Here is a 14,745-nt window from a genome sequence, read left to right as displayed (position 1 = left end):
AAAGCTCATTTACATTTTGCTATCTAAGTATTTGCCAGTTTCTTTATGACCAAAATCTGGGAGCATTTTAAAAAACAGGTCAACTATTTGTGATTTTGACCATGATTTTTGTTGTTTAAATTGGCTGATTGTATCTTCAAATAAAGCTAATAATTCTGCATCATATTCTGGCATATTTTTAATAATGCCAAGGTTTTCAAAACGCTCCATATCGAGAGTTTCTTTATCTGTGAAAAACTCTTCAAAATCTTTTTCTCCAGTTGTATCACTTGTCGTGAATAAGCAAGGCCATTTACCTTGTGCTGGTAGAGTTTTAATTAGCTCGCGAGCCTCATCTTCACTTTTACACAAATATGCTTCATAGCCTTTTTCAGCTAAGTACTTTTCAGCAATCTCAGCAAACGTGATTAAATGTAATGACTCACTAAGTTTTGGAAAGAAAATATCTCGATTATCACCAAAGATACACGACATTAAACATAACTCCCCTGACTCTTGAGGGATCACGAAATAGCGTTTAATATCACTTGGCGCAACGATTGGTTGTTTTTTTTCGATACGTTGATTAAAGCCATGTAGTAAAGAACCATCAGAAAAAGCAACATTTGCAAAACGCGCTGTAGATATATCAATTTGTTCACTTCGGCGCATTAAAAACATTTCCATAATACGCTTTGAAGCGCCCATCATATTTACAGGGTTTGCTGCTTTATCAGTTGATACACAAAAATACTTCTTAACGCCGTTGTCAATTGACTGCTGAATAGTCTTGTCTGTATTGAATACGTTCACATCGATCATACGCATCAGTGTGTATGGATCTTTTTCACTACGTACATGTTTTAAAGCAGATAAGTTCAGAACAAAATCATATTGGCCATCAGCCTCAATAAAGGCATCGTATTCAATTGAGCCAATATCTAATGCAAAGGTCTGAAAATCTCCATCAATATAACCGAACGAACTACGAATATCTCGTACTAGCTCAACCATATTATTTTCGCTAATATCAACTACGTGTAATTTTTTAGGGTTACGCTTAAAGATTTCTTTTGTGACAGCTTGTCCAATAGAACCAGCTCCACCTAGGACAAGGAAACGTGAACTTGACACTTCTTTTTTCAGGATTTCTTCAGCGTTCTTTACATCTTCACTGAATAACACTTTTTTACGACCAATCAGGTTTAAAATTTCCACTGTCTAATCCCCTTCAGAATGCCCTTAAAAATTTTAGTTACTTTCCAAGCATGTTTAATTGCAAAAATATAAATAACAAACAAACTTATAATTATTAATAATAGATATAGTTCTTTTATTTGATTTAGTTCACCATAGATACCTATTGATAATATCAATAAAGCCGAAGAAACAATAAACGCTAACGCTTGTTTGGAACTAAACCCCGACCGCATGAAAATATGATGAATATGGTCACGGTCTGGTTTAAAAGGCGATTGTCCCTTACTGAGCCTTCTAAACATAATTGCAATCATATCCATTAAAGGGATCGCTACCACATAAAGAGCAAATATAGGCCTAAATATTGGTTCACCAATTGCTGTCACTTGTGAACCATAAACTAAGGCCCATATAACAGCCAACCCAATTAACATAGAACCAGCATCCCCCATAAAGATCTTCACTTTTTTAAAAGGTGATATGCCTAAATTTGCCAAAAAAAATGGAATTAATGCAGTTATAAAAATGACAGACAAGTAACTAGAAAAATGATGTGAGCTAATCCCTAAAAATGCAATTCCAGTAAAAGAAACAATAGCTAATCCACCAAGTAACCCATCTATACCATCGATCATGTTGTATGCATTTATCGCAGCTAATATAGCTATAAATGTAAAAGTGATTCCAAACTTACCAATATCGATATTACCTAACAAAAATAGGTTCCCAAGATCACTTATGTAATCGCCCAATCCAAATATTAGTAAAGAACTAACCAAAAGCTGCCCTATAATACGTGAGCGAACACTTAAATCGTACTTATCATCTAATACCCCAATAAAGACAATAACTGCTGAAGAAATAAGAAATAAAATACTTATTTGCTGTAACTCAGAACAAATAATAAAAGCAGCAGCAATACCAAAGAATATGGATATACCACCAACTAGCGGTACTTCTCCTTGATGTAACTTACGACTACATGGCCTATCAATTAAGCCTAGCTTATTAGAAAGTGAATTCAAAAGAAGAATACTTACATAGGTGGATAGTAAAGAAACAAAAATAGAATAGTACATTACTCTTGTTCCTTCGGTCTTTTTAAAGCTTTAATAAACACAATAAATAAACTAAAACACACCCCTAAAATAAAGCCAAAAATACATAGAAGAGCTCTTTTTGGTGAGTATTTATCTTCAGCAACCACCGCATTATCAATAACTTTAAATGCATAAGTTTCTCTAACATTAGTAAGCATTTTTTTCTGAAACTCTTGCTCTACTAATGTATACAACAACGACTTTAAATCAGCATTTTTTGCTTTTAAAATTGCTCCCTGAAGATATTCAATACTTTTTTCAGCTTCAATTTCAGCATCTTGACGCAACTTATTGTCTAGACGTTGGATCAACTTCTTAACCATTTCTTCAGCAAACACAGATGAAATATGTTTAATAGTAACTCTTACAAACCCTGTTTCTTTATCTTCTTCTACTTCTAAAAGATTCTCTACAAAATATACGTAGGCTTCTAACAGACTAGGTTCAGCTTGCTTTGGAGGCGAAACATCCCGAATCCATTGTTTGGTATTTGGGTCATAAACATCTTCATCATATGTATAACCACCAGTAACAACGTCCCACTTTCTTACAGCTAAAAGCTCAACCTTGATATCAGTATCCGCTATAAACTCCATTAGAAATGTGCGACTTTTTAAGGTTGCTATTGCTAAGTCCGTTTTATTCGATTGATCACCAAGGTTAATACCAGCCATAGAAGCTAGCCCTCCGAGTTGAGAACTTAACCCTGCTAGGTTACTTTCTTGCTCAGTTACTGGCATCAGCAAAATATCAGACTTATATTTATTTGGTAAATATAAAGCCAAAACTAAGAATACGATCGAAAAAGCCGTAGTCAGAAATAGGATTAACCACTTATCTTTCATGATACTCGCTATAAAGTCTCCGACCGTAAGCTCATATGGGTTGTTATTCATCTTAAACCTTTAAATACTACTTATAGCAGCAACAGCTACACCTAACTGATAAACGATCTGTGTTGCAGTGCTCCACAGAGTGAGATTGTCCATGTAATCTGCATTCATTGGTACAACAATGGTGTCACCTGCTTCAAGCGTGTTTGCGTCATTTACTGCAAACCAGCTACCTGTACTTGGGATTTTAACAGAGCCGTTTGCTTTGATGATATAAATACGTTCATCTGCTGCACGCTCCTTCAGGCCGCCACTTAGATCAATATAGTCATCAACCGTGATTCCTTTTTTAAATAAGTGCGAGGTTGCGTAGTTAACTTCACCTATTACACTAATTGAATCACGCTTACTTGGTACATAAAGCGCATCACCATTTTGCAGAACAAGCCTTTGCTTATCTTCAACGATAAGTGGTAAATCAATGACTAAACGACCAACGGCTTCTACACTCGCGAGATCGTTCAATAACTTGTTCATTTCATCATATGAAAGGCTGTTACTACTTACAGAATTCTCAAAGCTTTTCGATGCAATGTCACGACGCAAATCTTCCGAAAGTTTTGCTAATTGCTGTTGTTCTTGTTTGCGAATTGCTTCGCGAGTGAAAATAGCTGCATTTGGCGCGGCAAATTCAGAAAAACCGCCAGCACGTTCTAGTAAGTTGCTTAATGTTTCGCCACGACGAATTGTATAGATCCCTGGGAATTTAACTTCACCTTTCAGCTCTACTTTTACGTTTTCTTGCCAGTTAGGAATAGAGAAAATGTTAATACTATCTTTACTACGTAGTGCGATATTTTCACCATTACTACCCAACAATGCGGCTTGTAAATTAAACTTTATATGTTTAACCTTTGACGCATCACCATCCATTACACGGGTTATTTCAGCTTGCTCGGTATAAGCAGACTCAAGCAAACCACCTGCGGCGGCTATCAAATCATTTACTTCGCCATTAACTGTAAGCGGATATACACCTGGGTAAGTTACATGGCCATTTATTTCTACAAGTTGCATAGCCAAAGCGACTGAAGCCTGTTGCTTTAGTTTAGAGATAATTGGCTTTAATAGATTAAACCGACTGAAAACTGCGTAATCTTTTGGGTCAAGCAACTCTTTATCTTTATTTAAATTGTGCTTAGCAATATCAGCAATCGATTTAGCACTGTCTTCATTTAACTTTAAATCTTCTATAGTACCTGTGACACCAATATATTTTTCAAATTCTCTTTGCTGGTATTCGTGCCATTGCTTGACTTTATATTGCTGCTGTTGCTGCTCTTCGGTAAGCGCCATATTCGCAAGAGCACTTTCTTCAGCTTGCTTTTCTTGATAACGGCTAAATACAAACAGCTTATCGTTTGCTTTAAGCTCTAGATCATGCTCAGCAGCTTTAACAATCGCTTGCGCTATATCAAATTGAAAAACTTGAATATCGCCTGCTACATTAACTTCACGAACAAGTAATCCGTACCCTAAGTCAGCCTGAGGCAGCAAGTCACCACGCACTGAAGTTAGAACGTCAGAGATGTGTTTACCTTGATGCCACTGATAATGACCCGGACGTGCAACAGCACCAATTAAACTAATGCTGTTTTGATATTGGAAGCTTACTGGATTAAAACGAATACGATCGCCATCACGAGGGGTATAATTAATTTGATTACCGCTAAAGTCAATTGATAATACTTCTTTCATATTATTGTTATTGAAGCGTTCAACAATTGCTTTTTTAGCGTAAGCTTGCGGCTTTAAACCACCCGCCATTTTTAATAACTGTGCTGCTGTTTCACCTTTTTTTAGCTCAAAAATAGCAGGACGCTTTACCAACCCTTCAACAGCGACTTGTGAGCCAACTGATGGGATAAACACCACATCGCCAGGCTTTAAAATAATATCGTTGCTGCTATCACCGTTGATTAATAGATCATACAAGTCAAAGTTTGCAACAACCTTCCCCGCACGTTTAACTTGAATATTACGTAGTGAAGCAATATCAGATACCCCACCACTAACAAATAGTGCATGCGATACGGTAGTCAGTGATGAAACAGAATAACTACCCGGTTTGTACGCTTCACCAAGCACTAGCACACGAATGCTACGAAGTTTACCTACTGAAACAAATGCTTTAATACCAATTACTTCTTGTTCAACTTTTGCTTTGATTAACTCTTTGACTTCTGCAAAAGTCAGACCCGCCACTTGAACAGGACTTAAGTTTGGAATGCTGATACGCCCTTCGCGGTCAACAACAACTTCATAGCTCTCGCTTTCTTTACCGTAAAAGTTGATGTTAAGTGTATCTCCACGACCAATTAAGTAGGTATCAGGAACTGCCGCATTTTCACTTGGCATAAATGATGTTGGCTCACCAGCAAACAAGTCATAACCAAAAGGCTTTACTTCATCAACTTTCGGAGCAAAGCGCTCTTCATCTGTTAATTGTTCTTTTTCTTGTTCTAAACGAGGTTGTATTGTTGATTCTTGTTCAATTTGCTCGGTTGAAGATTTCTTACCTGTAATCGTCGATAAATCTACACCATACTGCCTTGCTAGTGCCTCTTGCTGCGCTCTAGGAAGCTTTTTAAATTGTTCGATTTGTGCGGCTGTAGGAGTAAAAGCCAATACTGATGCGGAAGTTAACAGCAAAAAAGTAATGAAGAGTCTTTTAAATAACATCACAAGTAGGGATATCCATAGTTCTACAGTCAAAAAGATTGTCTATTCTACCTGAAATACAGGGAAATAAAAAAGGGACTTTCGTCCCTTTTTGTCATTAAATTGTCAACAAAACGATTTATTTAGTTAAAAACTGTAAACTAGCGTTAGTGACGTTTCTGTATCTGTGTTTTCTTTATCATCGGCAACATCTGAGTTGTGAGTGATGTTGTAAGCTACTTTCATTTGTAGTGAGCCGTTGATCTTAGCAAGGATTGCAGACTCTGAACGTGTTTTAGTATTGGTATCACCATATTCAACTGATACTAACTGAGTAAAACGTGCGCTGTCTGAAATTTGCCAGTTGTAATCAACTTTACCTAAGGCGATTGCTTCACCCTCACGCTCACCTGCAAGTGAATTACCGTTGTCATCAACTTCTGTGCTGTCATCAGGGTATTGGAAATACTTATAACCTGGACCGATTTCAGCATTTAGCCACATGTCAGAACGGTCGATTAAGCGTAAACCGTAACCCGCTGAGATAACTGATTCGTTACGGTATGCACCAAAGTAATCAGATACGTGCGAACCGTAGATGAATAAGTGTGAGTGCTTTTCGTTTAATTTATAGTTACCTTGCGCTGAAATTGAGTACTTTTCGTTGGTACGCTGTGTTTCTTTTACACCTTGGTCGTTTTCGATCTCATCTTCTTTGTAGATGCCGTCTAACTTGTACTCGTTATTCCAGTTTTCTAGGTTATGTAATACCTTGATACCACCTTTAAGTGTGGTTGTTTCAGTGTTACCGCTTGTTACGATAGCACCTAATTCACTGGTTACATCCCAAGTTTTGGCTTCATCTGCTGCGAATGCGCTAGTTGCAGCGCTTGCTGCAACTAGAATTGATAATGCTTTTAATTTCATTAAAAAATAACCTTTACTACTTGTACGTTAGACTTAATTAGTCTTCTTTGTGCAAATGAACATCCATTTGCGGGAATGGGATTGTGATGTTGGCATCGTCTAATGCGATCTTAATGTTTTCCATTAAATCGAAATACGTTGGCCAGTAATCAGCTGAGTTAACCCAAGGGCGAACCACAAAGTTTACGCTTGAATCTGCAAGCTCAGATACTGCTACTGTGTATGCAGGGTCTTTTAGTAAGCGCTCTTCTTTATCTAAAACTGATTTAAGAACTGCTTTTGCTTCTTTAAGATCTGCATCGTAACCAACACCGATAACTAAATCGATACGGCGAGTTGATTCACGAGAGAAGTTTGTAATTGGGCTGCCCATAATTGATGAGTTAGGCATGATAATTACTTTGTTGTCTGGTGTACGTAATTCTGTAGAGAAGATTTCAATTTTCTTAACCGTACCCGCTTTACCGCCAGCTTCTACATAGTCACCTGATTTGAAAGGGCGAAGTAAGATGATTAAAACACCTGATGCAAAGTTAGATAATGAACCTTGAAGTGCTAAACCTACTGCTAAACCTGCCGCACCTAAAATAGCAATGAATGAAGTAGTTTCAATACCTAATTGAGATAGTGCCATTAAGATTGTTGCAGCAAATACAATTGCATAGACAATGCTAGCAACAAATGAACCTACAGCTTTATCGACTTTCTTTTTATCAAATGCTTTTTCAGTTAAGCCTTCGCAGAATTTAGCGATGCGACCACCGATGAAGAAAATGATTAGCGCTAGAACCGCCTGAACGGCGTAATGTATGATTAAACCTGAATTCTCGTTGATCCAGTTCATTATTGTATCCATGTTCTCTCCTGAAGTTCATTTGTAGCATCACGCTGTACAAATTATATATGATCTTTGGTTAAAAAATCATTAAATTACGCATAAAACTACGAAATGAGTATTTGCTCAATTACAAAAGCCGCAAGTCTAATCTGCGAAACTGAACGCGAGCTGACCAGTGGTGGTTTTCTGAATTTTCTGAGGCAAATAAGTTTTTTCTACTTTTTTCAATTTAGGGCTTCACAAGCCAACCTTAATTATGTAATATGCGCGCCACACCAAACGAGGTGTATCTCAGTGGCGGCTGTAGCTCAGTTGGTAGAGCCCCGGATTGTGATTCCGGTTGTCGTGGGTTCAAGCCCCATCAGTCGCCCCACTTCTCCCCCTTTGTAAATCCCTATATTTTCTTAAATATTTTTTATTTTGAATTTCAAGATTTTTCTTTAACACCTATTTTCAATTCAAAAAGCCGTCAGCTTTCAGCTGTCAGTTTTGAGCCGAACTGTGTTGTTTGATCGCAATACATTCCCCCTTCAGATAGGTGTTGAATGTAAGACGCGCCAAGCAAGCGTGACGCCTACGATGTAGGAAGTACTTTAGTGCCGAAGTCTCTAAGATAATTCACGGCTAAAGACGTTCCCACGAGATGCGAGATGCGAGATGCGGGGGAATGTAGGCGTGAAATTTATTTCGCGCGAAATGTTAGCAGCAGTGCCGTGTTTGAGGCGCGCCAAGCAAGCGTGACGCCTACGATGTAGGAGGTACTTTAGTGCCGAAGTCTTTAAGGATAATTCACGGCTAAAGCCGTTCCCACGAGATGAGAGATGCGACATATCGTAGGCGTGAAATTTATTTCACGCGAAAGCCTAGACCCTATCCCCTAATACCTAGCGCCTAATTTTTCAAACCCCAAACAAAAAAATGCCACCTTTCGGTGGCATTACACACGGGATTATTTCTATTTACTAGAAATGCTTTTCAAAGTTCAAGGCAGTGCGCTTTTCACCCAGCCTCAAACTCATAATTACTTCCAACTTTTCATCTTGTGGCCTTTAACAGCATAGAAAAGTATGAATAAATAACAAGGCAACATCACAATATAAGCCATTTGTTGTGCTTCTGCGCTTTTTACGCCGCCACTTGCCAGGCCCCAAAATAATGGACCAAACGCTCCACCGGCAATACCCATAACGAGCAAACCAGAGCCTACACTAGTTAGCTTACCTAAACCAGATAATGCTAACGGCCAAACTGCAGGCCATACAATAGCATTAGCAAAGCCTAGCACAGCAATGAGCAATAATGTATCAGGTAGTACCGATTTTAATCCAAATAATGTTGATATAAATACAGTTTCATTGCTACCTGTAACAATCGCTAGAGTTAACACACAACCCAATACCGCTGAAATTGTCAGCGCTGTTTGCTGCGATAACACTCTTGGGATAAGTAAAATCCCTAAAAAGTAACCTAGCACCATACAACCCATGGTGTATGACGTCATAACACTGTATTTTTCAACACCTAAAGACAACGCAAAGCTACCAATGGTGTCACCAGCGATAACTTCAACAGCTACATAAACAAAAAGTGCCACAATTCCTAATGCAAGACTCGGATGGCTCAGCGCTTCTTTTACCTGCCCCGGTTTTTGTTCATCAACGTCGTCATCAATTAACTCTGGTAATGGCATTTTAGTAACTGCAAAGCCGAGTATACCAATAAAAATAGCCATCCCTAAATACGGTAATATTAAGCCATTGGCCATGGCATCAATATCAGTTTGGCTAAGCTCTTTACCTACAAAGCCTTTAAAATCGCTGAGTATCAGAGCAGTAAATACAATCGGTGCCACAACACCCGCACCTTTATTCAATATACCCATAATACTAACGCGAGCCGCAGCTGATTCTTCGGGGCCAATTCTTACTACGTATGGGTTAACCGCTGTTTGTAATAACGTTTGCCCAGCCCCCATAACAAGCTGCGCGAATAAAAACAGTGCAAAAATTTGCGTTTTTGCAGCAGGAATAAACAGTAAACCTGCCACCATCATGGTTGCCATACCCAGCGCCATACCGTTTTTATAACCTACCTTTCTGATGATCATCGCCGAAGGTAGGGCCGTAAAAGTCACGGCGATATAAAACGAGAAAATAATCAGCGATGCCTGAAACGGTGAAAGCTGCAAAATTTGCTGTAAAAATGGCATCAGTGAACCATTCAACCATGTAGCAAAACCTAGTATAAAAAACAGCGTGGCAACAATCGCCATAGGCACAACACTGCTTTGTTTATTCATTTCAGACATAACATTTCCCATAACAGCACAGTTCGACTCTACAGCGCTGCTGATTCAGATGATTATATAAAAGAGATATTAAATATTTATAACACTATCGCAACAAAAATGACAGCGCTGACATATTTCTTTTAGATACCGTAGGCGTGAAATTTATTTCGCGCGAAGTTTTGGGATTAGCCGTCAGCTTTCAGCTATCAGTTTTGAGCCGAACGGTGTTGAATTTAAGACGCGCCAAGCAAGCGTGACGCCTACGAGGTGCGAGGTGCGAGGTGCGAGGTGCGAGTTATTGTAGGCGTGAAATTTATTTCGCGCGCAGTTTTTAGGCCGCCAGATTTTAGTCAAACGCGCAAGCAAAAATGACGCCTACGCTTTGCTGTAGGCATCATATTTATTTATCGCAGAAACATTACTCACCAACAACGGTCACGCGACTGGTTTGTTTTGCATTTAAACGGGTGCGTAGCGCAACTTTTGCATTACTATCAACTTTTACAGGCTCGGCATAAGTTTGCCAGCTTTGGCCGTTGTCTAGGCTGTATTCAATGCTCAAATAAGCAAATGCACTGTTGGTAAATAACTTACCATTTTCAATCACACCGCCTGGTACTGGTAAATGCAGATTGATGCCATCTTTGGCTAACTTATCAAGCTCTTTTAAGCCTACAGCACTTGAGAACTCAGCCCAGTCTTTTACTTGTTTTTTACTATCGACGTTTTCGCCTTCCCAATCGGCTTTATGCCATGCGCGCTCTGCAACAGACAAAATACGCGGGAAGATCATTGCTAATACTTGCTCTTCAGTACGGATTGTTTCTGACCATACCTGACCTTGCATGCCCAGAATGTTCTCTGGCTTTTCAAGTTTAGGTAATGGGCGACCCACCAACGCTTCTAAATTAACAATTGGCTCACGAGTGCGGGTGTAATCGGCATTGGCATACACGTCATCAGGCATGTAATTAAAGGCTTTTTTAGTATCTGTGTAACGAGTGGCCCAGTAATAACCACGCTCTTCAGGGCTTGCTTCGTATGGGTGGTCAAAGTACAAATGCGTACCGTGTGATAACACCACTTGATAACCGGCATTTGCTAGGCGGTATGCTCTATCGGCAACACCCCATTCCCAAATGTTATCCCAAGTATTAACGGTAAAGGTTTTGTTAGGGAACTCATCACGTTTAAACGAGTTTTCACGGTCATACATGATGCCATCTTCCCAAATCCCCGGAGAAATACCGCGCTTTTCAAGTAAGGTTGCAACACGTTGTGTGAAATAAGGTTTTAAATCAGCCGGGCCAGCTACACCGTTATTAGGATCAGCAAATAACGCCTGACAGATTGGCGAGCCTATCCACGAACCAGCACCGACTTCATCACCACCAATATGCAGGTTCTTTAACTGCACACCTGCTTCGCGATACATCTGCTGAAGTTCATAAGTTACTTTATCTAAAAATGCGTAGGTTGAGTCCATACACACATTCATTGAGTTATCTTTGTAGTTTTGTACGGTCATGTACACAGAGGTATCTTTTGGATCAGTAAGCAAATATTGCGTTGCTGGCCCCATATCTATGTGTTGAATTTCTTTGTTTGCCGAGCGCGTTTTTATGTTGTTTTTAGCGGCTTTCTCAGCTTCTTCTAACATGTTGTGATAACGCGCTTCCATCGCTTTGATTGAGGCACGCGCATGGCCTGGCCCTTCAACTTCTGGGATGATTTGAATGTGGCGGTCTTTCGCAAACTTTAATAGCTCAACAAACTCATCACGTTTCAGATAACCATTACCTGAGCCTGATTTAAACGGTCCAGTGCCAAGCTGAGTTAATAAGCACTCGCGCTCTTCTAAATCAAAGCAGCGATAGCCACCAACGTCGGTAAGCTCTGGTAGGCCTGGGATCTCAAGTCGCCAGCCTTCATCTTCTGAAAAGTGCCAGTGTAGCTTATTCATTTTATAGCGAGCCATTTGCTCAACCAGCTTGAACATTGCCTCTTTGCCATGATAGTTACGACCATTATCGTAATGCATACCACGCCAACCATAACGCGGTGAGTCTTCAATTTCTAACTGCGGTAAGCTGGCACTGCCTTGGCTATTTGCAGGAATGAGGTTCAATAAGCTTTGCATCGCATAAAACACACCTGCGTTATCGCTACCTACGATATTGATCACTTCATCATCAATCTCTAGGGTGTAGCTTTCTGCTTTTGCATTATTGAGTTTAGGGTCAACTTTTAAGCGAATTACTTTGTCTTTGCCAACATTGATATGATCAGGCTGTGCTTTAAGGCTAATGCCATAGTCATCTTGCAAGTCTTGCATAAACACCATAACTTCGTGCTTAAGCTGACCTTGATAACTGATTTGCCAATTATTGTTTAACGTTGCGCTGCCACGGTTAAAATCAACTTTACGAGGCTTAGGGATAATACGCTTTAAAGCATCCTCTTTACTAACCGACAACTTATCAGCGCTATTACGCTCGAAACGTACTTTTGCCGTTGCTAAAACCGATAAATCTTTTGGCTCATTGTAACGGCGTAACTGATTTTCACGGGTAAATGGCGTCACAAACTGTTTAAAGTCTTCAGTGTCAGTGTTGGCAAATACGGCTGGTTTATTCTTACCTGAAACAAAAAATGCCCGAGGCATAAAGTCACTGTAAGCTACAATCCATACTTGCGCATCAAACGGCAACGCTAAACTTTCACCTGCACCTAAACCTTTAAACGAGCTCGTTGGTACGATGCGATGAAGGTCACCATTAACGTGTTCAATGTTTAGGCCAGCAACATGCTCGGTTGAGATTTTACGAACAGAGTGAATATAAAGCTGCCAGTCGCTCTCGCCTGCAGGTAACGCCACATCAGAGCCATTGTTGAGGGTAATTTTTCCTAAAAAGCCCGCATCTTTATTACGAAAGTTATCTTCTACCGAAAACAGCAGTTCGGTACCTTTCGCAAACTGATCAACTTGCGATTGAGTTAATGCTGCACTAGCCATTAAAGGCGCAGTCGCTAGCATTACCGCGAATAGTGACTTCTTAAAATCCATTACTTTCTCCTCGTTTAAGCCCTGAGTGTACGGTATTTCTGCGTACTATTTTTCATTTTTGTTAATAATTCGTTCCTATCATATAAAAACTAAAATGACAGCGCTATCATTTTATGAAAAATAAAGGTGAGGAGTTAGCTATCAGCTATCAGCTATCAGCTATCAGCTATCAGCTATCAGCTATCAGCTATCAGTCTGACGGCTGACGGCTGACGGCTGACGGCTGACGGCTGACGGCTGACGGCTGACGGCTCAAACCTTAACACAAAGATACTTCTCTTCTAGATACTCATCTAACCCTTGGTGGCCGCCTTCTCGGCCTAAGCCTGACTGTTTAACGCCGCCAAATGGCGCTACTGGGTTTGAGATAAGACCTTCGTTAATACCTATCATGCCGTATTCAAGTGCTTCGCTTACGCGATAAACTTGCTTGATGTTTTCACTATAAAAGTACGCAGCTAAACCATAAGGTACGTCGTTCGCAAGTTGAAGTACTTCTTCTTCATCATCAAAAGCGATTATGCTGACTACAGGGCCAAACACTTCATCATGATAGATATCCATCTCTGGGGTCACATCGGTTAAAATTAATGGCGCTTGAAAGCTACCTTCAAGCTCGCTGTTGTCACCGATTAACGACGCCCCTTTATCAACCGCATCTTGCACAAGCGTTTGAACTTTCTCTTTTGCTTTAGGGTAAATTAATGGGCCGATATCTACCCCGTCATCTAGACCATTACCTACCTTTAACTCAGCTACTTTGTCTGTGAGTTTCTCAAGCACAGTTTCAAGCACTGAGCGCTGAACAAAAATTCGGTTAGCGGCAACACAGGTTTGTCCTGCGTTTCTAAATTTAGCCCCCATAAGGCCAGCAACAGCCTCATCTAAATCGGCATTATCAAAGATAATGAACGGGGCATTGCCGCCGAGCTCCATTGACGTTTGTTTAATTGTTGAGGCACACTGCGATAGTAACTGCTTACCTACACCGGTTGAGCCAGTGAATGTGAACTTACGAACACGCTCCGACTCGGTCATGATCTCACCCACCATTTTTGCGTTTTCAGAGACCACCACGTTCAGCGCACCTTTTACAAATCCGGCTTTATCAGCAAGATAGGCTAAGGCAATAGCGCACAATGGCGTATGCTCCGAAGGTTTAATCACAAAACTACAACCCGCGGCATAAGCGGGTGCCACTTTACGGGTGATCATGGCAATCGGGAAATTCCAAGGTGTAATACCAGCCACTACACCAATTGGTTGCTTTATCGTTGTTAAACGATGCTTGCTGTCGGTAGCAGGAATTGTGTCGCCATAACTACGCTTTGCTTCTTCACTAAACCATTTAATAAAGCCTGCACCGTATTCCACTTCGCCCAAGGCTTCTTTTAAAGGCTTACCCTGCTCTTTAGTCATTAACTCAGCAAGCTGTTGCTTGTGCTCAATAACCAACTCATACCATCGGCGCAGCGTTTCACTACGTTCGGTTGCAGTTGTTTGCTTTAGTTTGCTAAATGCCTCGTCAGCACTTTTTAAAGCCTGCTCAACACCAGCTTCATCAATATCAGAAACCTGAGTAATCGACTCTGCGGTTGCGGGGTTATCTACACTAAAACGCTGGCTCGTAGAGTAAAAGTCACCGTCGATAAACGAATCAGAAAAAACCAAATCAGACATAGAACCTCCAAAATCAGCTATCAGCCATCAGCCATCAGCTATCAGCTATCAGCTATCAGCTATCAGCTATCAGCTATCAGCTATCAGCTATCAGCTATCAGCTATCAGCT

The 14,745-nt window shown here is 40.2% G+C and carries 9 protein-coding genes and 1 tRNA gene; 1 reads left to right on the top strand and 9 read right to left on the bottom strand.

Annotation, left to right across the window (positions count from 1 at the left end; translation table 11 throughout):
- Positions 1-9: 9 nt before the first annotated feature.
- The 6 genes from HUS61_RS19090 to HUS61_RS19065 all read right to left on the bottom strand — a co-directional run bounded on the left by HUS61_RS19090 (position 10) and on the right by HUS61_RS19065 (position 7,616).
- The gene (locus HUS61_RS19090) at positions 10-1,191 is read right to left on the bottom strand and encodes a UDP-N-acetylglucosamine 4,6-dehydratase (RefSeq protein WP_282658944.1); all 1,182 of its coding nucleotides are present in this window, start codon (positions 1,189-1,191) and stop codon (positions 10-12) included.
- Positions 1,185-2,258 carry a UDP-N-acetylglucosamine--undecaprenyl-phosphate N-acetylglucosaminephosphotransferase gene (gene wecA, locus HUS61_RS19085; RefSeq protein WP_175083404.1) on the bottom strand — a complete coding sequence of 358 codons (1,074 nt, stop codon included), beginning with the start codon at positions 2,256-2,258 and terminating at the stop codon, positions 1,185-1,187. The genes HUS61_RS19090 and wecA overlap by 7 nt, the downstream gene beginning before the upstream one ends.
- Positions 2,258-3,175, bottom strand: a complete 918-nt coding sequence (locus HUS61_RS19080; protein WP_258536046.1) for a Wzz/FepE/Etk N-terminal domain-containing protein — start codon at positions 3,173-3,175, stop codon at positions 2,258-2,260. The genes wecA and HUS61_RS19080 overlap by 1 nt, the downstream gene beginning before the upstream one ends.
- A 9-nt stretch (positions 3,176-3,184) precedes the next feature.
- On the bottom strand, positions 3,185-5,854 hold the full coding sequence (locus HUS61_RS19075; RefSeq protein WP_175083432.1) for an SLBB domain-containing protein: 2,670 nt from the start codon (positions 5,852-5,854) through the stop codon (positions 3,185-3,187).
- 126 nt (positions 5,855-5,980) lie between these two features.
- Complete coding sequence (locus HUS61_RS19070; RefSeq protein WP_175079126.1) at positions 5,981-6,760, bottom strand: YdiY family protein; 780 nt, start codon at positions 6,758-6,760, stop codon at positions 5,981-5,983.
- Between the two features lie 37 nt (positions 6,761-6,797).
- Complete coding sequence (locus tag HUS61_RS19065) at positions 6,798-7,616, bottom strand: mechanosensitive ion channel family protein (RefSeq protein WP_054563554.1); 819 nt, start codon at positions 7,614-7,616, stop codon at positions 6,798-6,800.
- Positions 7,617-7,895: 279 nt separating this feature from the next.
- Here HUS61_RS19065 and HUS61_RS19060 point away from each other — a divergent pair.
- Positions 7,896-7,971 (top strand) — tRNA-His (locus HUS61_RS19060).
- A gap of 648 nt (positions 7,972-8,619) precedes the next feature.
- Here the strand turns inward: HUS61_RS19060 and nagP are convergent.
- From nagP to HUS61_RS19045, 3 genes are all read right to left on the bottom strand, one after another.
- The gene (gene nagP, locus HUS61_RS19055) at positions 8,620-9,906 is read right to left on the bottom strand and encodes an N-acetylglucosamine MFS transporter NagP (protein WP_095209730.1); all 1,287 of its coding nucleotides are present in this window, start codon (positions 9,904-9,906) and stop codon (positions 8,620-8,622) included.
- 400 nt (positions 9,907-10,306) lie between these two features.
- Complete coding sequence (locus HUS61_RS19050; RefSeq protein ID WP_175083402.1) at positions 10,307-12,955, bottom strand: family 20 glycosylhydrolase; 2,649 nt, start codon at positions 12,953-12,955, stop codon at positions 10,307-10,309.
- 252 nt (positions 12,956-13,207) lie between these two features.
- Positions 13,208-14,635: an NAD-dependent succinate-semialdehyde dehydrogenase gene (locus HUS61_RS19045; protein ID WP_175083401.1), complete on the bottom strand. Its 1,428-nt coding sequence runs from the start codon at positions 14,633-14,635 to the stop codon at positions 13,208-13,210.
- Positions 14,636-14,745: the final 110 nt, after the last annotated feature.

Origin of the sequence: Pseudoalteromonas sp. 0802 (genome assembly GCF_013350085.1) — a bacterium.
In the GTDB taxonomy this organism is placed as follows: Bacteria; Pseudomonadota; Gammaproteobacteria; order Enterobacterales; family Alteromonadaceae; genus Pseudoalteromonas.
The sequence above is the reverse complement of the archived record's forward strand: the minus strand, read 5'-3'. Positions and strand labels throughout refer to the sequence as shown.